The sequence below is a fragment of the Geminocystis sp. M7585_C2015_104 genome (genome assembly GCA_015295805.1).
Taxonomy (GTDB): Bacteria; Cyanobacteriota; Cyanobacteriia; order Cyanobacteriales; family Cyanobacteriaceae; genus DVEF01.
The window spans coordinates 16,636-36,059 of the sequence record DVEF01000038.1; the positions used below are offsets into that span (position 1 = coordinate 16,636).

The following is a 19,424-nucleotide window of genomic DNA, read 5'->3' on the forward strand; positions in this document are numbered from 1 at the left end:
CTTGTGTCCCACTGAAATGGACTATCCTAAAGGTAAAAAAAGTCTAAAGGAAGGGAAGAGAAATAGTCCACAGAGCATAGATTAGATTATAAAAAACTAAAGACAGTCTCTAATTCACTCAGGTTAACAACTGAAATTTTATAGATGAATAATTTAACTCAAACTCCTAGGAAAAATTCTTTTAGCCTCACCACTCCCCTATACTACGTCAACGGTTTGCCCCATATCGGTAGTGCCTACACTACTATGGTGGCAGATGCCATTGCCCGTTGGCACCGTCTCCAAGGGCAAGACGTATTATTTGTAACCGGAAGTGACGAACACGGTCAGAAAATCCAACGCACTGCCGAGTCTTTGGGGGTGCCCCCCCAAGAACATTGCGATCGCATTGTGGCTAAATTCCGAGAATTGTGGGAAAAACTAGATATACAGTATGATCGTTTTAGTCGCACCACCGCCGCTAAACACGAGGCTATAGTAAGGGAGTTTTTCCAAAGAGTAAAGGCTAATGGTGATATATATCTTGCCCAACAAAAGGGGTGGTATTGTGTGGCATGTGAGGAGTTTAAGGAGGAAAAAGACATCACCGAAGACGGCTATTGTCTCATCCACCCCAACCAAAAAGTGGAATGGCGAGACGAGGAAAACTATTTCTTCCGTCTGTCTCGCTACCAGGAAGCCTTGGAAAGACTCTACGAAGAAAACCCCCAGTTTATCCAGCCAGAAAGCAGACGCAATGAGGTAATCAACTTTGTTAAACAGGGATTAAAAGATTTTTCCATCTCCCGTATAAACGTTTCCTGGGGTTTCCCTGTGCCAGACAATCCTACCCATACCATTTACGTCTGGTTTGATGCCCTATTAGGCTATGTTACAGCCCTTTTGGACGAATCTGACGAGCCCACCCTCGCCAATGCTACCAAAAAATGGTACCCCTTTGACCTCCACCTCATCGGCAAGGATATTCTCCGTTTTCATGCCGTATACTGGCCCGCTATGCTCATGTCCGCCAATTTACCACTGCCTAGACAGGTATTTGGTCATGGTTTCTTGACAAAGGACGGCAAAAAAATGGGCAAAAGTGTCGGCAACACCCTCGATCCCTTTGAGTTGGTGGCCAAGTACGGGACAGATGCCGTTAGGTATTATTTTCTCAAAGAAATCGAATTAGGGGAAGATGGTGACTTCAACGAGGTGAGATTTGTCAATACCGTTAATGCCGATTTGGCTGACGACTTAGGCAATCTCCTCAATCGTAGTCTTGGTATGTTGAATAAGTACTGCAAACAAGGAGTGCCTACCATCACCGGCAAGGACATACCCAACGACAACGAGGTTAAAAGCATAGTTGTCCTTCTGACAGACAAGATAGTTTCTGCCTACCAAAACTATCAATTATCTTTTGTGTGTAAAGAAATTTTAAATCTCATTAAAACCTGTAACCGTTATATTGATGAAAAAAAACCATGGAGTCTGTTTAAACAAGGTGAACAGGAGGAGGTGGAAAAAATCCTCTATGTAGTCTTAGAATCTGTACGTTTTGCCGCCTTTCACCTAGCTCCAGTCATCCCCAACATCAGCAACAAAATTTATCGACAACTGGGTTATTCTCTTGATTTCCATCAAAAGGACCTAGGAAAAAAAATAAATCTATCTTCCCACTCCCAATGGGGAGTCCTACCCTTAAATAGGGATTTACCCAAGGCAGAACCAGTTTTTGCTAAGGTTTCCTTGCCTGAAAATCCTACTAATTAAAGTAACCTTAATTCTATTTGGAGGTTTCGCAGGGAGAAAATATTGGCTGAGAGAGATATCTTTTACAAAAAAACAAGAAAAAAAAAAAATAAGGATCTAAAAATGTGGGATAATTTTGATAACGATCCCGTATTTCCTCCAGATCCGGTTTTGGAGAATCGGGGGAGGGTGGCCATTTTCATTGATGGGTCAAACCTCTTCTATGCCGCACTCCAATTGGGAGTAGAAATTGACTATACTAAGTTATTATATCGTCTTACAGCAGGAGCTAAATTACTACGTGCCTTCTTCTATACAGGGGTGGATCGTACCAATGAAAAACAACAAGGATTTCTCTTATGGATGCGGCGCAATGGCTACCGTGTCATCGCCAAGGATTTGGTACAATTGCCAGATGGGACTAAAAAGGCCAACTTAGACGTGGAAATCGCAGTAGACTTAATGGCCTTGGTGGACTACTATGATACGGCAGTCTTAGTCAGTGGCGATGGGGATTTGGCCTACGCCGTGGATGCCGTCAGTTACAGAGGTGCGCGGGTGGAAGTGGTTAGCCTCCGCTCTATGACTAGTGATAATCTAATTAATGTGGCTGATCGTTACATCGACCTGGAACAAATCCGGGATGACATCAAAAAAACCCGTAAAGGTGGCCCTCCCGACACCTTTTCCCCCTACCATCTCATCGAAGGCAGAGATCCGGATATCTATGAATAAACTACATTCGTATTATCTCTTGACCACCAGCAAAGGCCACCAGGTTAATTTGTAAAGGGCCCGAAGCGTAGGTATTTTTGGCGGCCATAGTCCTAATTTCTTCTATGGGTTGTGGGGATGAGCGCACTTTTTGGATAAAATCGACTAAGGATACAATAGAGCCATCCCCCACTATTATTTCCCCTAAAATCCCCTCTCTTCTGGCCCTGAATTGACTGACGGAAATCAAAAAATCTAATTTCTCCTGCAACTCCCCGTTTTTTAAGTCTTTTTCTTCAATGCTAATAGAGGCAATGGGCTGATTTTGTTTGTACACTAGTACATTGGGGGTGACGTCGGCGAAAACTCTAATTTTTTCTTCCCCCACCACATAATTTCCCGCCGATATTATCCTAATCAAATATTGTCCTGGTGTCGCTATTTGCTCTTTTATTTGTTCCACCTGTGCCCTGGTAATTGTCACATATCTTTCCCTGGGAGGCTGATTGCCATTGCCATAGCCTAGCATTCTCATCACCCCTCTATTTGCCTCGTTCAGAATCACATCTATTAGAGTTGTCAGATCACTGTTTTCCCTTGTGTCTACCATGGTAATATTCAACACTTGCCCCTTAAGGATTGCTATTGGCCTTTCCCTCAATTCTTGATAGGTTTGATAGTACTGTTCCAAAATTTCCACCTCTTTTCTGTAAAAGGCTAGTTCCTTTTCTAGATTCTCTAGTTCTTTTTCCTTGACAGCTAAAAGCTTCTCATTCTCGTTAATTATTTTATCTATACTCGCTATTTTAGCATCTTTTTCCCTGATTTCTAACTCCAGTCTCCCCCTAATATTTTCCAGTTGCTTTAATTCCTTCGATAGCCGTTTTAGTTTGTACTCTTGTTGTCTTAGTGCTCTCTCCTTCTCCTCTATTTTCGCCTGTTGGAATAGCACCCTGCTCTCCTTCTTTTTCAGCTCATTGTTTTGTCTATCAATTAATATCTCCAGTTCCTCTTTTTGTTTTTTTAGCTTCTCTTGCTCACCAATAAGACGCTGTTTGTCTTTGAGAATACTGTCAATCTCTCTCTTGAGTTTTTTACTAGTATTCCTGTATTGGCTGATGGCATTTAAAGCTAAATTTACCTCCTTCTCTTTTGAGGCTAACTGTCGGGAGACTTTTTCCTGTTTTTTTTCGGCTTCCAACAGCTGGGATTCCACTCTATTTTTTTCCCGGATAACCCTGTCCAACTCTTTAGAAATTTGCCGCCGCTTCTTGAGAATTTCATCCAGTTCAAAAACCCCCTGACGAAGAGAGCCACTAAGTCCAAATAATAGTAAAAGGGTGGTGGCAGAAATACAAACACCAGTAACAATAGTGACTAAAGTGGCAGTTTGTCTGGGGCGAAGATTAAAAATGGTGAGTCTGGCCTTCCCCACTTTTGTGCCAATTCTATCCCCTAAAGCGGCAATTAATCCTCCCAGTACTAAAATGGCAATGATTAGAATATAAGCGCTAGTCATCTAGTTGTAAACAACTCCCCGATACCATAATTTGATAAAGTAAAACTGTAAGAGGATGTGGGGAGAAAAAAGGAGGAAACTAGGCAAATTGTTGGCTCAAAGAAACAGGATCATGTACTGTAATTTTCTTCTTGTTAATGGAAATTAGATTCTGTTGTCTTAACTCCCCCAATAAACGGGTAACAGTAACGCGAGTAGAACCAATGGCCTCAGCAATAGCCTGATGGGATAACTTAAGATCGATTGTAACACCATCAGGACCCGGAACACCAAAATCCCTACAGAGAATCAACAGAAAACTCACCAGCCTAGACGCCATGTCGCGGTGGGCCAGGGTTTCTATCATCATTTCCGTTTGTAGTATTCTAGACGAAAGGCCTTGTAACATCAAACGGGATAACTCCGGATTTTCAGCCAAAGCCCGTTGAAATTGCTCCACCGGCACTGACAACAATTCTACCGGCGTAAAGGCCACCGCGTGATAAAAACGATCTGATTTTTGACCTGTAACAAGAGATAATACCCCAAAAATACTGTTCTCCCGCAACAAGGCAACGGTAATCTCCTCACCAGCCTCGTAAAGGCGAGACAGTTTTACCGCGCCCTTGAGTAAAAAGTATACCCTTTCCGCTGGATCACCCGGGAAGAAAATCGTTTTTCCCCTCTCATACTTTTCCACTACGGGAGTATTATGAGGTGCACCAATTTGACGAAAAACTGAAGCCAAAGATTTTTCAGAGGAAAACGCAGATTGCATAGGGGCAATAAACAGTAAAACTCTATTTATACAGGAAAATGACCAATAGTTGTTTCTATAAGTGGATCAGTTTAGCGGATAATTATCATCACAATACAGAAAACTTGTGAGACAATCAAGAATATGTTGGACCTCACTGGAAAAAATGCCCTAATCACCGGTATAGCTAACAACAAATCCATTGCCTGGGGGATAGCACAACAGCTACACAAAGCAGGTGCTAACATAGGTGTCACCTACTTGCCTGATGAGAAAGGACGTTTGGAAAAGAAGGTGGGAGAATTAGTGCAACCTCTCAATCCCAGTCTTTTTCTACCCTGCAACGTCCAAGACGACGCCCAGATAGATGCCACCTTCGCCGCCGTTAGGGAAAAATGGGGTCATATAGATATTTTAATTCACTCCCTGGCCTTTGCCCACAAGGAAGACCTATCAGGGGATTTTAGCAAAGTTTCCCGCACTGGTTTCCAAGTAGCCCTAGATGTAAGCACCTATTCTCTCATTCGTCTGGCACAAGCCGCTAAACCCCTTTTCCGTCCAGGTGGCAGTATTGTTACCCTCACCTATCTAGGCGGTGTTAGAGTTATCCCCAACTATAATATCATGGGAGTGGCCAAGGCGGCCCTGGAAATGAGTGTGCGTTATCTGGCAGCCGAATTTGGGCCACAAAACGTCAGAGTTAATGCCATTTCCGCCGGCCCTATTCGCACCCTTGCCTCCTCCGCCGTTGGTGGCATACTAGACATGATCCACCATGTAGAAAAAGTCGCACCCCTTCGTCGCACCGTTACTCAAATTGAAGTCGGTAATGCTGCCGCTTTCTTGTGTAGTGACCTGGCTAGTGGTATCACCGGACAGATTATCTACGTGGATGCCGGTTATGAGATTATGGGTATGACACCCCCCTCGTCTTAACTTCTACCCCTGCTAGATTCCCCCGGGAAGGGGGGCAATTTTTCCCGTTTGGTAATTTTCCACACAAATAGGCTCATTTACTCTTGTTTTTTTCTTTCAAAATCCCCCTTAATTTGTTATAATTGCTATCCTAAGGTAGGTGACTATTTGACGACTTTGTCGTAATTAAACCCCTAACACTGGAACACAAAACAACATGGAATCTGAGCTGGGTTTCCTGGGACATCTTAATCCATCCCAAAAAAAGGCAGTAGAACATTTTTGTGGACCATTGCTAGTAGTAGCAGGAGCCGGCTCTGGCAAAACTAGAGCCCTTACCTATAGGATAGCCAATCTCATTTTAAAACATAAGGTTGAACCAGAAAAAATTCTGGCTGTCACTTTTACTAATAAGGCAGCCAGGGAAATGAAGGAGAGAATCGAGAGGATTTTTGCTGAAAAAATAGCCCAAGAAAAATATGGCAATAGGTGGGAGCTTTTGGGGGAATTAGAACAAAAAACTATCCTGTCTCGAGTATACAACCGGCTAACTAAAGATTTGTGGATTGGCACCTTCCATAGTATTTGTGCAAGGATACTACGGCTTGATATAAACGAGTACAAGGACGAAAGGGGCAGGGTTTGGAATAAAAACTTCACTATCCTCGACGAGGAAGATTCCCAAAAACTACTAAACCAAATTGTTACTAAAAAACTAAATCTGGATGAAAAAAAATTTGATCCACGTACTGTCCGTTATCAGATAAGCAAAGCTAAAAACCTAGGGTTATCTCCAAGAGAGTACCTGAAAGAATATCCAGAATACAAGGGAAGGGTAATAGCAGAGGTATATGAAAATTATCAGGATGAGTTGGCTAAAAATAATGCCCTGGATTTCGACGACCTAATTCTAGTAACTGTAAAACTATTTCAGCAAAATGAGTCCATTTTAGGCTATTGGCATCAACAATTTAGACACATACTAGTAGACGAATATCAGGATACTAACAGAATTCAGTATGAGTTAATTAGGCTTCTGGTTACCAATAACGAGTCCAATAAAAACAACTGGAATTGGGAAAATCGCTCACTATTCGTGGTAGGAGATGCAGATCAGTCTATCTATTCCTTCCGCATGGCAGACTTTAAAATACTGCTTTCATTCCAAGAAGACTTTGGGGATAATCTCCCAGATGATGAAACAAAAACAATGATAAAATTGGAGGAAAATTACCGCTCCAGAGAAAATATACTCCAGGCGGCAAACGTGTTAATTGAACACAACAAACAGCGAATAGACAAAGTGTTAAAACCCACCAGAGGCGCGGGAGAAGACATCTATCTTTATGAGGCAGAAAACGAGAAGGATGAGGCAATATTCGTCTCCAGACAGATTCAACAACTGGTAAGAGAAAATGAAGAGTTGAATTGGGGAGACTTTGCTATTCTCTACAGAATAAACTCCCAGAGTAGAGCCTTTGAAGAGGAGTTAATAAAAAGAAATATACCCTACCAGGTTGTGGGGGGATTAAAATTCTACGAGAGAATGGAAATCAAGGATGCATTAGCCTATCTAAAAGTAATTGTCAACCCGGCAGATAGTATTAGTCTTCTGCGGATAATCAACAAACCAAAAAGAGGAATTGGTGACACCACTATCGATAACCTCCTAACAGCATCCAGGGAGTTGGGTATCCCCCTTTGGGAAATCATCACTGACACTACTACGGTTAACAATATAGCCGGCAGAGCAGCCAAAAGCATATTGGCCTTCACCCAATTGATCACCTCCTGTCAGGAAATGTTGGCAGATGGCGTGCCGGCAGTGGAAATACTACACTATGTCCTAACAGAATCCGGTTACTATCGGGATTTACAAGAAAAAAACACCGATGAGGCAGAAAACCGACTACAAAACCTACAAGAATTGGCAGCGGCTATGTCACAATTTGCCGCAGAGAATGAAGATTCCAGTCTACAAGCCTTCTTGAATAACGCCTCTTTAGCCGGCGATTTAGATAAACCACAAGACGGCAAGGCAGTATCCCTGATGACTCTCCATGCCGCCAAAGGGCTCGAATTCCCCATCGTCTTTTTGGTAGGATTAGAACAGGGATTATTCCCCCATCATCGTAGTTTAAAAGATCCCCTTTCCCTAGAAGAAGAAAGAAGACTGTGCTACGTAGGTATTACAAGAGCCAAAGAACAGTTGTTTTTAAGCTATGCTAGACAGAGAAATTCCTGGGGTAGCGTCGACAACTGTATGCCTTCCCAATTTTTAGATGAGTTACCGCCGGATTTGATAATCAAAGACATACCCAATATTCTCCGATACACCCCCCCCACTGTGACATCCCCAAAGAAAACGGAATTTCCCATCACTTGGCAAAAGGGAGATAGGGTTTTCCATCCCACCCTCGGCGAGGGGATTGTAACACATTTGTTAGATCTGGGAAATAAGAATACCCTGGTAGTACAGTTTCCCTCCGGCAGGAAAATTATCAACCCCAATCACAGCAAGTTAGAAAAAATACCCTCCGGGGGGATTGTGGGGGATAGGATTTAGGGGGTAGGATGTAAGGGGTGGGGGGCCTATGATATTATAGGATATGATTATAAGCCCGTATCATGTTATCCGTATGATGTTATAATGTCTGCCGGGGGGTAGACTGGCAAAAAATCCAGAAAGCAATGAAATCCAACTCGCAATCCCAACAAGCCAAGACTTTGGTAAAACCATGGTGGAATCGCCCTCTATTTGGTAGTGTCAGTCTGGTGGAGAGGATTTGGGGTTTTTTCCACCGCCAGCCGTTGCCTGAATTAGCATTGTCTCTCCATGATACCGAGTTGCAGGCTCTGGCGGATATTGAACCTAGCATCAGGATGTTGGACAATGAACAGTATACCCCCGAATTTCTCTTCTACATGCGGATTAGACGTAAGATAGAGTCTAACCTAGACGATTATAAAGGACTAAAAAACTTTGTTAATATTTTTAGCTTTATCCTAAAACACCTCAATCACTTTCGCACAATCAGACGAGTTGAATTAGATTTTCAGGGGAAAACACAAACAGAGTTGTACAATTTTATTGGAGAACAATTGGACATTGTAGCCGATCCCGCTTTGTTTCGTCAAGTGGCTTTGCCGGAGATAGAAAAATTACTAGATATTATCCGCAATGAGCCCACCAAAAATGCCCTTTTGGCTTACAAAATTGCCCTAGAAAAAATCACCGAGGAGCCAATAGGTTTACATCTTTTATCTCTTTTCAAGGAGTACAATTGGCCTGATTTTTCCATCTTTGCTACCCTAGGTGAAATTCTTAACAGGCTGAAAAAACAGGATTTACAGAATCTTAAAGCCCTGGTGTTAGTGGCCAAAGTGTATTATGAACAACTAGCTAAAATTGGTCAGATAATTGGAATACCTTCGGATGATAGTCAGGTAATTATCTATGCGAAAATAATCCAGTATATCGCCTTGTCTAACCGTTATGAAAATCTAGTTTATCGCTTTGAACAATTGTTGGAAGGTTTGAGGAAATGGAAAAGACACTACGACACTCTTCTGGAAATTAGAGGGGAATACCCTTCACATAAGTACAAACTCCCCCCCTCTTTCTCCCAACCCATCCCCGGCGAGAATATCTACATAAAATACCAAGAGTTTGTCACGGCATACAAGCCAATATAACACCTCAAGCCATACCTGAGCCATACTGCCACATGTCTAGATAACGCTGCCAGTAATATCTGGCGTGGGGAGGTAGGTATGTTGTCAAAGGTTTTAGGGATAAAGCAAGGGGATACAAGCCGGTATAAATGCCCAAGTTAAGGTAATGTTTTAGCCAGTCTAACAGTGTAGGAAAATCCGGCAGTAGAGGCAAAACGAGACGAATATCTACCTGGGGCAAGGTTTTGGTTAAACCGGCAAACTGTATCACATCTTGTAAAAAGGGTTTTAATACCTCTTCTCCCATGTTATCCATTACCTGAAATACTGCACTCATTAACTGGTTGATTTCATTGCCAGAAACTTGTTTGTTGTCGGCTACCATCATGGTTTTTTGAAATAGCCAAGTCACAGAAAGGTTGGGTTGATAAGGTTGGATTAAGGCTAAATCCTGGCGAGAAAGATAATCCCCTTGCAAAGCCTCATCAATGGCAGCAGTTAGACGGGGAAGATGACGCAACATGGCGGCAAAACCCCCAAAACTCACCGGCGACTGCATGCCACTACTATCCCCCACTGCTATTATCCTATCCCATGGCATTTGTAAAGGACTTTGGTAGTAGGCAGGGAAGAAACCAAACAAAAATCTTTTAAATTCAATTTCCTCTAAGGCGACATTCTGATACTCCGGCAATAGACGAAGATACTCCCCCATTAACTCTCTGAGACTTATTCTTTCCGGTTTGGCATCGGTGTAGGTAAATAAGTATGTAGTACGTCCATCCTTTGCCGGAAACGCCTCCCAAAAATACTGGTATTGGTTAATAATCGGCGTGAAGGTATAAATCAAGTCGCCAGTATCATTTTCCCTAAACCCCTTTCCACAACTGCCTACTACCAGACATACTCCCCCTGGTTTTTGATTTTTCCTCACTTGTTTTACTATAGGGGAGAAATGTCCCATACAGTCAATTAACAGTCTACAGGTGAGGGTTTGGCCATTGGTTTTTACTCTCACTCCCTTTTTCCCGATTATGGCATCTTCAAAGCTGCTATTTTCCACAACAACTCCCCCCAATTGCCTAAATCTTTCCTGAGTCTTTGCTATTAATATTCTTGGGCTTACTCCTATGTTTAAAACATCTCTTACCCACAGTTGGTAACCCCTATAAAAGCCGATTCTCGCCGGATTATACTCGGTGAAAATTGCCTCTTGTAAAGAGCTTTCGGGGAGAATATCCAAATTTAACAGAGTGTTTAACTCTTTTCTAGAAATGTTCCATTCTTGTTCCCTCCCTTGTAATATACCCTTCTCTAAAACCGCCACCCTATGCCCTCTCATCTGCAAAGCAGTAGCCAGAAAAATGCCCAAATTACCCCCACAAATGATTACATCATAATCGTTATCTTCTGGGAGAATATCTCCGGTATTAACTACTTGTTTTGGTTGAGAATTGTCCCTCCTAAATTCCTCCCAAAGGCAATCTGCGATAGATAGTGCTTTTTCTGTTTCTTCGGGGAGTTTTATATTTTTAAATGACATACACACTGACACTCCAATTACAATCTAGCAAGGAAAATTTAGTATATTAGTTGTATAGGATAGCGAATTACAAAAACTTCTATGAGTGAAATGGAGTCTCTGAGAAAGGAAGCATTGTCGTTGAACACACTACCCCAGGAAATTATATCCAAACCCCAGACGCCAAAGGAGATTGTTTGCCAACTGCTTCAAAAAAACCCCAATCTGATTGTCGGTGTTGGGGATGAAGTCATAGAAGAAATATTAACCCATTGTGATTGTCTCCCCCAAGAGATTTTCCCTGTACTATTCAAGTATAAACCGGTCTTGATATTAAAGGCCGAGAGGGTGAGGATATGGAATAATCTAAAGAGGAGGAAAAGAAGACTGAAAATAAATCTTTCTGGTGTCTTGTTGGAGTATAAAAATCTGGCTGGTGTCGACTTGAGGGATGTCAACCTGACAGATGCGGTTTTGCGGGGTGTTAGTCTCAAAAAGGCAGATTTAAGAGGCGCCAATCTTACTGATGCAGATTTAACTGGTGCTTCCCTTGCTGGAGTTAAACTGACTAATGCCCGTTACTCTTATAAGACACAATGGCCGGCCGATTTTAATTATACAACATGTGGTGCCATAGGACCCTATGCCTGTCTGAGGGGGGTAAACCTCAGGGGAAGGGATTTGACAACAGTAGACTTGTGGAGGGCGGATTTAACTGGTGCTTGCCTCATTGGTGCTGATTTAAGTTATGCTAATCTGAGCGAGGCTATCCTCACTGGTGCTATCCTTGACGGAGCCTCTTTACAGGGGGCCAATTTACGCTATGCTAATTGTGAGCGTGCCAGTTTTAAGGGGGCTAATTTACAACAAGCCGACTTAGAGCATTGTAACCTAAAAAATGCCGATTTTAGTCAGGCCGACCTGTCAAAAATTCGTGCTAGGGATAGTGATTGGCGGGGTGGTTGTCTGCGAAATGCCAATTTGGAAGAGGCAGATTTGACCAATGCTAGATTACAGGGAGCACATATAATAAATACTTGTTTTTGGGATGCGGATTTGTGGGATGCCGACTTCAAGGATGCAATTTTGCGGGGTGTTTCCTTCCGTGGGGCTAAACTAGAATATGCTGATTTTACAGGTGCTTATTGTTATGACACCAGTTTTGAGGATGCCACTTTAAGACATACTCTTCTCCCCGACGACTTTTAGATGTTATTCTATGTTTGGCATAACTCTTTTTCTTTCCCTACATGAAAAAAAACTCCCTAGATAGACAATTTTGGTTTTTCTCCTTGGGCAGACTCCTATTACAATTTGGCTCTGGTTTTACTCTTTTTTATTCTTCTTTATACTTTGTAAATGAATTGAATTTCTCCCCCACTTCTGTCGGAATAGTTTTGGCAAGTAGTTCAATCACCGGAGTGTTGGGACGATTTCTTGGGGGAATTTGGAGCGATTCTGCCAAATGGGGAAGAAAAAAAACTATACTATTATCCGCCCTAGTATCCGCTGCGGCAGATGTGGTATTTATATTGACAAATAGCTATTTATTACTGTTATTAGGTAACTTGTTGATAGGATTAGGAATTGGTTTATATTGGCCCCCTGCTGAGGCAATTGTGGTAGACTTAATCCCCGAGAATAAACGAAATTTTGCCTTTGCCTTAACCCGTTTTAGTGACAATCTCGGTTTAGGATTGGGGGTAGCCATGGGAGGGTATTTAATTTCCCTCACCGGCGACTATCGTCTTTTGTTTATCATAAATGCCATTTTTTTTGTGATATTTTATTTACTAGTCAAATTCACCATAAGAGAAACCTATTGTGGTGTAGGGGGGGTAGAAAGAGTTAATCCCTGGCTGGGGTGGCAACAGGCTTTACGAGACAAAAAATTGTGGCTATTTTGTTTTGCCAATATCCTGTTTACCAGTTATGTGTCCCAAATACAGTCCATTCTACCCCTTTATTTTGCCAATTTCGTGTTAGATGAAGCCTTTTCCATCACCAGTCTCAGTAGCATCTTCACCCTTCATATGGCGTTTGCTACCCTATGGCAATTACCAGTAGTAAAAATCCTTAACCGTTTTACTCCCCTTCAGGGATTAATGCTATCCTCTGTTACCTGGGCCATCAGTTTCTTGTTAGTATGGACCACAGCCAATGTGAAAACTAATGCCTTGTATTGGGGAGTTACATCAGTAATACTCAGTTCTTTAGCCCTTACCCTATACAATCCAGCCGCTTCTGCCTTTATTGTAGACTTAGCACCAGTTTCCTTTCGTGGTGTCTATTTTGCCATTCATTCGGAATGTTGGGCAATTGGTTACTTAATCGGTCCTCCCTTAGGGGGTTGGATGTTAGACTTAGGTTATAATCATGTCCATGACTTTTGGCTTTTCCTCAGTCTAACCGCCATTCCCATCACCTTCATCCTATATATTCTCCACAGAAAGTGTAGCCATTCTGCCAACAGATAAATCCCCAACTATCTTGTTGATTTCTATTTCGAAAGCTACTTGAGCCCTGTTAGTTTTTCCTCCAAAATAAACAATATCATCCTGGTGAAAACCCCATATTTGTGAAAAGGATACATAACTCATCACCACACCTGCCATCAGAATTGCAAACCCGAGATAAACAATTGGCACTCCAGGATCCGACTTAATTTGTAGGCCTGTAGCCCCAATTATATCTACTATTTTGAGGGTGATACCATCTACCCGTGTAGGGGTATTTAAACGAGTTACTTGGAGTAAACTGCCATCCATTCCATAAAGAAATACTGTGCCCTGTAAGTCTCTAACAATGAGGGAAATTCCCTTACTCAAGTCTGGGGAGGTAGGAATCCAAGTGCCCCAAATTTTACCACCATTTTCTGTTGTCAATTCTGCCATAGGCAGTTGTAGAATGGGACTGTTGTTGAGCTGAAATTTTACCCCAGCAATAGTCCAACTGGTTTGATAAAATGTGATGCCATTATAGCGAAGTGGGTGGTTGACGTAGATAGTTTTTTCAGGCAAAACACTTCCATCTTTAGTGATAATAGAGAGTCGAGAGTAGAATTGGTCAACACTGCCATCAGGCCTATAGTCAATCCAAAACTTGTTTACTTTTACCTGGAAAGACTTGGCTTTGTCAAGATTGGCAAATCGGCCGACATAAAGTAAGTTATTGATAGTAAAAGTCTGGCCACTTGCAATTATTTCTTGTGCCAAAAAACCGGTGAATGCCCCCCACATTGCCCCCATTAGGATAATGATAATGCCCAGATGTACCACGATAGGGCCAATCCTACCTACTAGTCCTTTTTGGGCATAGATACAATGGTCATTTCTGTAAATCCTATAGCCATTTTGGCGGAGTACAGATTCCACTTCTCTCAAAGAAACGCCCCGTAGCTGAAAGGAAAATGCCAGTTTATTAAACTGTCGGGGGTTGTCATAATATTGCCACATTCTAGCAGCTTTTAATGCTGGTAATTGTCTTTTAAAAGTACAGGCAGTTAAACTTGTACCAAACAGAAACAAAAGGGTCAAATACCACCAGGTGGTATAGACATGATCCAATCCTAAAAATATCAACAATTTCCAGGTGAGAAAACCAAAAAGTGCCGGTTTTTCTGGGTAACTTTGCCGGTAGAAATCTAGGGGCTGATTTTGCTCAATTATAGTGCCAGTTATGCTAAAAACTGCTATCAACAACAACAACAATATTGCCAGACGCAAATCGGCAATTACAGTAACAAAACGGCGAGATAATAACCTAAAAATGGCCATAACCACAAAGTGCAAAAAACCAACTGTACGGGTTTATCATTATAAACCCCACGTAGGGACATATTGCCACAAGGTACAGACTCATAATTATAAACCCCTACTCCCCACATCCTACCCCCTAACCCCTATCCCTGCCAATGAGTGATGCTAAGTACTAATATAGAGAAGTATTGTTGAGAAATGTAAAGAAAAGTATGGCAGATCACCTAATCCGGGCAACAGCGGCGGATGGCGGCATTCGAGCTGTAGGAGTCATAACGACAAAAGCTGTACAAGAAGCTAAAGAAAGACACCAACTGTCCTATGTGGCCACAGCAGCTTTGGGAAGGGCAATGTCTTCAGGCTTATTGTTGGTGTCCAACATGAAAAAGGAGGGTTCTCGTGTTAACATAAAAATAAAAGGGAGTGGCCCCCTTGGGGGTTTACTGGTGGACGCCCGTTTAGATGGCACGGTGAGAGGCTATGTGGGCAACCCCAGGGTAGAACTGCCTCCCAATGAGGAGGGAAAGTTGGATGTTGGTGCGGCGGTAGGCAGACAGGGGTACTTGTATGTGGTTAGAGACATGGGCTACGGTTATCCTTATTCTAGCACGGTTCAATTGGTATCTGGGGAGATAGGGGAGGATATTGCTCATTATCTAGCCACCTCTGAACAAACGCCCTCTGCCCTGATGGTGGGGGTGTTTGCCGATAAGAAGGGGGTAACTGTTTCTGGTGGCCTTCTATTACAGATTCTACCAAAAGCCGCAGAAGAACCCCAACTAGCAGAAACTCTCGAATCCCGTATTAGCCAATTGGGTAGTTTTACCTCTTTGTTGCGACAAGGGAAAACCCTGACAGATATTTTTGAGGATTTACTGGGAGATTTAGGTTTATATATTTTCCCAGAAATCCAGATGGTGCGTTTCCATTGTAACTGTTCCCTTGAACGAGTTCTAGGGGCTTTAAAAATGTTGGGGATAGATGAGTTGGAGGATATGATTGTCAAAGATGGTGGCGCGGAGGCTACCTGTCAATTTTGTGGCAAAACCTATTGGGCTAATGTGGAGCATTTACACGGTTTGATAGAGGAGCTGAAGGCAGAAAACTACTAAAAATCACTGGGTCTTTTTCCCCAGTTTTTTGTATATTTCTGATGCTATATTTGGGGGAACAAGATGGTCAATGTCTCCCCCAAATCTGGCTATTTCTTTTACCACGCTACTACTGATAAAGCTCAACTCGGTATTGGTGGCTAAAAAAACGGTTTCTATTGAACTTTCAAGGGTTTTGTTGATATGGGCCATTTGTAATTCGTGCTCAAAATCCGACATTACCCTTAAGCCTCTCAGTAAAACTCTGGCTTTTCTTTTCCTAGCATACTCCACGGTTAAACCCTGGAAACTATCCACCTCCACATTGGGAATCTCCTTTGTACATTCTCTGATTTGATTTAACCTTTCCTCCACGGAAAAAAGGGGCTGTTTGTCGGGGTTTCTCAACACAGCCACGATGACCTTTTCAAAGAGGGTACTACTACGTTTAATTAAGTCCAAATGCCCCAAGGTAATGGGATCAAAACTGCCAGGATATATCGCAATCATGAGGTAAAATAGGGAGAGAGGAATGGCCCAAACAATAAGAGAGTGGGAAGAGAAAAATGGAAGTTTTTAGTTGTCCTTGATTTCTACTTGTTTATCTAGAAACTGCTTGTTATTCTTGGAAAGTTTTTCTAATTCGGGTAAAAATCGCTCACTGGCAAATTGAGGCAAAATCTCCTTAATAAATGCCTCGGCAGCCTTAGAGCGATAACGGTTGGAATTGACAATAACCGAGAGAATTCTCTTAATTTCTACATCTTGAATGTGGACACGACGAAGTATTCCCATTTTTAACTCTTTTTCGATGGCGGTGATGGAAACAAAGGCAGCACCTAAGCCGGATTGTACGGCATTTTTGATGGCCTCGATGGAATTTAACTCCATCCCCACTTTTAACTCATTGGTGTTGATTTGACAACGACTGAGGATTTGATCGATCACCTTTCTAATGGTAGACTGAGAGTCCAAGGTGATGTACTGCAGATTATACAAATCCTCCTTGGAGATGGTTTCCTTCTCTGCTAGGGGGTGATTAGGGGGTAAAATCAAGGCCAACTCGTCTTCTGCATAGGGAATTATCTGCAATACATCTTGGAGTTCGGAAGGCACTTCACCCCCAATAATGGCCAAGTCTACCTGCCCATTAGCCACCGCCCAAGAGGTGCGACGGGTGGAATGGACTTGTAGTTGTACTGAAACATAGGGATATTTCTGATGGAAAAGGCCAATCATGCGTGGGAGAAGATAGGTGCCGGTAGTCTGGGATGCACCCACTATGAGAGTGCCACCCTGGAGATTCTGTAAGTCTTCTAAGGCGCGACAAGTCTCCTGACACAGGGTGATGATTTTCTCACCATATGCCAAGAGAAGACTGCCGGCTTCGGTTAATTGGGCCTTCCTCCCTCCTCTGTCAAAAAGGGGCACAGCCAGTTGTTTTTCTAAATTTTGTATCTGTAGGCTAATGGCAGGTTGGGAAACAAATAGACTGTCAGCCGCCTTCTTGAAACTGCCTTCCTCGGCGATAGCCTTTAAAATCCTGAGTTGATCTAGAGAGAAAGGAATTTCTGACATGTGTTTATTCTTCAAGGGATAATAACACTACTGGGCTAACGGGTAAGAAGGATAATAGGGGTTTAAATTGCTAAAAGACTAGGCAGTCTTTAGTTTCAATGTGCAATCATAATATACAATGGGGACTTCAGATAAGAATTAATTATATATCTAATCTTTCAGTATGGCCCTTATGTTGGACTTTTTCCCACAAGAGTTGTTTTTTTTTAACCATAACCACCTTTTCTCCTTCCCACTGCCACAATGGTTAACTGTCAGTCATTTTATCATGCTTGCCCTGATTTTGACTTTTGCCCTTGTTCACAGTGGTTTAGCGGCATTGAGGATGTGGGGGGAGAGGATAATAGGCGCGAGACTGTATCGTCTGTTGTTTGCTGCCTTGAGTATTCCCATGGCGACAATTTTGATTATTTATTTTGTCAACCACCGTTATGATGGCTTACTGTTGTGGCAACTGCAGGGTATTAGGGGGATTAGGGAATTGGTTTGGATTCTTTCTGCCATTTCCTTTCTGTTTCTTTACCCTGCCACCTTTAATCTTCTGGAGATTGCTGCCGTTGCTAAACCTGAAGTTCATTTGTATGAAACTGGCATTATCAGAATTACCCGTCATCCGCAACTGTTTGGGCAGACAATTTGGTGTTTTGCCCACACTCTCTGGATTGGCACCACTTTTACCCTTTTTACTTCTCTTGCCCTAATAGCCTATCACCTCTTTGCTGTTTGGCATGGAGACTATCGCCTGACGAGACGTTACGGTGAGGCCTTTTTAAAAATTAAACACAACACTTCTGTAATACCCTTCCTGGCGGTATTGGATGGGAGACAAAAGCTAGAAATAAGAGAATTTCTCCGCCCTGCCTACTTGGGAGTCGTATTATTTGTCATACTATTCTGGCAACTTCATCCCTGGTTAATGACTGCCACTGGCAAGGTAGGTATTTGAGTCTTATTTTTACTATCTGGTGATATTTTCCTGTAAGCTATTTATCAATCCAGTTTTCTAGAAATATCACTTAAAAACTATTTTGTCAAAAAGCAATAATATGACTCCCGTTAATCAAAAGAATTTTAATCAACAGGTTTTACAGTCTTCCAAAATTGTTTTAGTAAATTTTTGGGCTCCTTGGTGTGGTTTATGTCTTATGCTAAACCCCATTTTGGCTCAAATAGAATCTCGCTGGCGAGAAGAATTAAAGGTTGTTAGCATAAATGCGGACGAAAATTTACAACTTGCCAACCGTCACCGTCTTAGGAATTTACCCACACTAATTTTATACAACCGTGGGGAGATAATTCATCGTTTCGAGGGCTTTCACAGTCGTGAAGATTTATACCAAACTGTCGACCAAATCGTTTCTAGTTTGGTTCTTGAATCCGCCTGACATATAGTCAAATCATCTCCCGGTTTTACATAACTTATCCTGGCAATATGCCGTTTTTTTTTTTGTAATTTACTTTCTAACATCAGAAATTGCCACTGCCCATAATTGCAACCTTTCTGGAGAAATATTTTTTTGCCAATACTAGTAATGTTGAGCTCTTTAAATGAGGACATTATTTAACTTTTCCACCAAGAGAAATAACTCCTCGTGAGAATAGCGGTGTTGTAAGCCTATTTGTTTGGTGATGGATTAATCCATCTGCAGGGATGAGGTGTTTAAAATGCCGACACAATCACACAACTTCGCTGCCTTATCTATTAGCGGTAAGAAGAATTATCACACCCTGTTGTTTTAGGATTAAAATTTACTGCCGAATTTCATAGCGAAAAGACAAATCCAGACTGTTGCTGGGTCCATCTAGAAATTGGAGAAAAGTTATGGATTAAGGCCATACCAATATATAATCTTTCCTGCATGCAGCCCCTGAGACGACCTGCCAGTTTATTCCTTAGTTACCACAGGAAAGTACTTCCAAACAGGGACGAATGTGTGCATTCAAATAATGCCAGATGTTGCTATCGTGTAAGGTATTTGTGTATAAAATTGTCCGGATTGCAGCCCCTAATAAATACTCAGTTTTCTTATGGATTTTACTGTGGTTAATTATCACCAATTCCGAGTCGTAATCCAAAAGCTTTTTCTAGCCGTTGTTGGCAGTTAGACCATATAATGTCTCTCCTCCATCCACCCTATTTTCCCCCTATTTTTTGTTCAGATTGACGACATCTAACATGATA

At 42.1% G+C, this 19,424-nt stretch carries 16 protein-coding genes; 10 read left to right on the top strand and 6 right to left on the bottom strand.

The window, feature by feature from the left end; translation table 11 throughout:
• Positions 1 to 144: 144 nt before the first annotated feature.
• A complete protein-coding gene (locus tag IGQ44_04180; protein ID HIK37173.1) occupies positions 145 to 1,755 on the top strand; it encodes a methionine--tRNA ligase in 1,611 nt (536 codons plus the stop codon).
• Positions 1,756 to 1,857: 102 nt separating this feature from the next.
• Complete coding sequence (locus tag IGQ44_04185; protein ID HIK37174.1) at positions 1,858 to 2,469, top strand: NYN domain-containing protein; 612 nt, start codon at positions 1,858 to 1,860, stop codon at positions 2,467 to 2,469.
• A gap of 1 nt (position 2,470) precedes the next feature.
• Here IGQ44_04185 and IGQ44_04190 read toward each other — a convergent pair whose 3' ends face one another.
• Both IGQ44_04190 and ntcA read right to left on the bottom strand, forming a co-directional pair.
• Positions 2,471 to 3,967: a DUF3084 domain-containing protein gene (locus tag IGQ44_04190; protein HIK37175.1), complete on the bottom strand. Its 1,497-nt coding sequence runs from the start codon at positions 3,965 to 3,967 to the stop codon at positions 2,471 to 2,473.
• A 79-nt stretch (positions 3,968 to 4,046) separates the two neighbouring features.
• Complete coding sequence (gene ntcA / locus IGQ44_04195; GenBank protein HIK37176.1) at positions 4,047 to 4,724, bottom strand: global nitrogen regulator NtcA; 678 nt, start codon at positions 4,722 to 4,724, stop codon at positions 4,047 to 4,049.
• 123 nt (positions 4,725 to 4,847) lie between these two features.
• On the opposite strand from ntcA, the gene fabI reads away from it, so the two are divergent.
• The 3 genes from fabI (at position 4,848) to IGQ44_04210 (ending at position 9,314) form a co-directional block, all read left to right on the top strand.
• Entirely contained in the window at positions 4,848 to 5,639 is a 792-nt protein-coding gene (gene fabI / locus IGQ44_04200) for an enoyl-ACP reductase FabI (GenBank protein ID HIK37177.1), read from the top strand.
• Between the two features lie 196 nt (positions 5,640 to 5,835).
• The gene (pcrA, locus tag IGQ44_04205; GenBank protein ID HIK37178.1) at positions 5,836 to 8,184 is read left to right on the top strand and encodes a DNA helicase PcrA; all 2,349 of its coding nucleotides are present in this window, start codon (positions 5,836 to 5,838) and stop codon (positions 8,182 to 8,184) included.
• Between the two features lie 125 nt (positions 8,185 to 8,309).
• Entirely contained in the window at positions 8,310 to 9,314 is a 1,005-nt protein-coding gene (locus IGQ44_04210; GenBank protein HIK37179.1) for a hypothetical protein, read from the top strand.
• Positions 9,315 to 9,318: 4 nt separating this feature from the next.
• Here the strand turns inward: IGQ44_04210 and IGQ44_04215 are convergent, their stop codons facing one another.
• Positions 9,319 to 10,836: an FAD-binding oxidoreductase gene (locus IGQ44_04215; GenBank protein ID HIK37180.1), complete on the bottom strand. Its 1,518-nt coding sequence runs from the start codon at positions 10,834 to 10,836 to the stop codon at positions 9,319 to 9,321.
• Between the two features lie 81 nt (positions 10,837 to 10,917).
• Between IGQ44_04215 and IGQ44_04220 the strand changes: the two genes are divergently transcribed.
• Positions 10,918 to 12,024: a pentapeptide repeat-containing protein gene (locus IGQ44_04220; protein HIK37181.1), complete on the top strand. Its 1,107-nt coding sequence runs from the start codon at positions 10,918 to 10,920 to the stop codon at positions 12,022 to 12,024.
• A gap of 41 nt (positions 12,025 to 12,065) precedes the next feature.
• Positions 12,066 to 13,292: an MFS transporter gene (locus tag IGQ44_04225; protein HIK37182.1), complete on the top strand. Its 1,227-nt coding sequence runs from the start codon at positions 12,066 to 12,068 to the stop codon at positions 13,290 to 13,292.
• On the opposite strand, the gene IGQ44_04230 is transcribed toward IGQ44_04225, so the two are convergent.
• On the bottom strand, positions 13,248 to 14,591 hold the full coding sequence (locus tag IGQ44_04230) for a cytochrome c biogenesis protein (GenBank protein ID HIK37183.1): 1,344 nt from the start codon (positions 14,589 to 14,591) through the stop codon (positions 13,248 to 13,250). The genes IGQ44_04225 and IGQ44_04230 overlap by 45 nt on opposite strands.
• A 194-nt stretch (positions 14,592 to 14,785) precedes the next feature.
• Here IGQ44_04230 and hslO point away from each other — a divergent pair, with 194 nt between their 5' ends.
• Complete coding sequence (hslO, locus tag IGQ44_04235; GenBank protein HIK37184.1) at positions 14,786 to 15,685, top strand: Hsp33 family molecular chaperone HslO; 900 nt, start codon at positions 14,786 to 14,788, stop codon at positions 15,683 to 15,685.
• Between the two features lie 3 nt (positions 15,686 to 15,688).
• Here the strand turns inward: hslO and coaD are convergent, their stop codons facing one another.
• Together coaD and IGQ44_04245 are read right to left on the bottom strand one after the other, a co-directional pair.
• A complete protein-coding gene (gene coaD / locus IGQ44_04240; GenBank protein HIK37185.1) occupies positions 15,689 to 16,174 on the bottom strand; it encodes a pantetheine-phosphate adenylyltransferase in 486 nt (161 codons plus the stop codon).
• 66 nt (positions 16,175 to 16,240) lie between these two features.
• Positions 16,241 to 17,242, bottom strand: a complete 1,002-nt coding sequence (locus IGQ44_04245) for a LysR family transcriptional regulator (protein ID HIK37186.1) — start codon at positions 17,240 to 17,242, stop codon at positions 16,241 to 16,243.
• Positions 17,243 to 17,414: 172 nt separating this feature from the next.
• Here IGQ44_04245 and IGQ44_04250 point away from each other — a divergent pair, with 172 nt between their 5' ends.
• Together IGQ44_04250 and IGQ44_04255 are read left to right on the top strand one after the other, a co-directional pair.
• Positions 17,415 to 18,188 carry a hypothetical protein gene (locus IGQ44_04250; protein HIK37187.1) on the top strand — a complete coding sequence of 258 codons (774 nt, stop codon included), beginning with the start codon at positions 17,415 to 17,417 and terminating at the stop codon, positions 18,186 to 18,188.
• Positions 18,189 to 18,288: 100 nt separating this feature from the next.
• On the top strand, positions 18,289 to 18,627 hold the full coding sequence (locus tag IGQ44_04255; GenBank protein ID HIK37188.1) for a thioredoxin family protein: 339 nt from the start codon (positions 18,289 to 18,291) through the stop codon (positions 18,625 to 18,627).
• The last annotated feature ends 797 nt before the right edge of the window (positions 18,628 to 19,424 follow it).

What these genes read in the sequence shown, in the direction of transcription:
- IGQ44_04180 (HIK37173.1), top strand. Translation starts at nt 145, where the DNA reads ATGAATAATTTAACTCAAACTCCTAGGAAAAATTCTTTTAGCCTCACC.
- IGQ44_04185 (HIK37174.1), top strand. Translation starts at nt 1,858, where the DNA reads ATGTGGGATAATTTTGATAACGATCCCGTATTTCCTCCAGATCCGGTT.
- IGQ44_04190 (HIK37175.1), bottom strand. Translation starts at nt 3,967, where the DNA reads ATGACTAGCGCTTATATTCTAATCATTGCCATTTTAGTACTGGGAGGA.
- ntcA (HIK37176.1), bottom strand. Translation starts at nt 4,724, where the DNA reads ATGCAATCTGCGTTTTCCTCTGAAAAATCTTTGGCTTCAGTTTTTCGT.
- fabI (HIK37177.1), top strand. Translation starts at nt 4,848, where the DNA reads ATGTTGGACCTCACTGGAAAAAATGCCCTAATCACCGGTATAGCTAAC.
- pcrA (HIK37178.1), top strand. Translation starts at nt 5,836, where the DNA reads ATGGAATCTGAGCTGGGTTTCCTGGGACATCTTAATCCATCCCAAAAA.
- IGQ44_04210 (HIK37179.1), top strand. Translation starts at nt 8,310, where the DNA reads ATGAAATCCAACTCGCAATCCCAACAAGCCAAGACTTTGGTAAAACCA.
- IGQ44_04215 (HIK37180.1), bottom strand. Translation starts at nt 10,836, where the DNA reads ATGTCATTTAAAAATATAAAACTCCCCGAAGAAACAGAAAAAGCACTA.
- IGQ44_04220 (HIK37181.1), top strand. Translation starts at nt 10,918, where the DNA reads ATGAGTGAAATGGAGTCTCTGAGAAAGGAAGCATTGTCGTTGAACACA.
- IGQ44_04225 (HIK37182.1), top strand. Translation starts at nt 12,066, where the DNA reads ATGAAAAAAAACTCCCTAGATAGACAATTTTGGTTTTTCTCCTTGGGC.
- IGQ44_04230 (HIK37183.1), bottom strand. Translation starts at nt 14,591, where the DNA reads ATGGCCATTTTTAGGTTATTATCTCGCCGTTTTGTTACTGTAATTGCC.
- hslO (HIK37184.1), top strand. Translation starts at nt 14,786, where the DNA reads ATGGCAGATCACCTAATCCGGGCAACAGCGGCGGATGGCGGCATTCGA.
- coaD (HIK37185.1), bottom strand. Translation starts at nt 16,174, where the DNA reads ATGATTGCGATATATCCTGGCAGTTTTGATCCCATTACCTTGGGGCAT.
- IGQ44_04245 (HIK37186.1), bottom strand. Translation starts at nt 17,242, where the DNA reads ATGTCAGAAATTCCTTTCTCTCTAGATCAACTCAGGATTTTAAAGGCT.
- IGQ44_04250 (HIK37187.1), top strand. Translation starts at nt 17,415, where the DNA reads ATGTTGGACTTTTTCCCACAAGAGTTGTTTTTTTTTAACCATAACCAC.
- IGQ44_04255 (HIK37188.1), top strand. Translation starts at nt 18,289, where the DNA reads ATGACTCCCGTTAATCAAAAGAATTTTAATCAACAGGTTTTACAGTCT.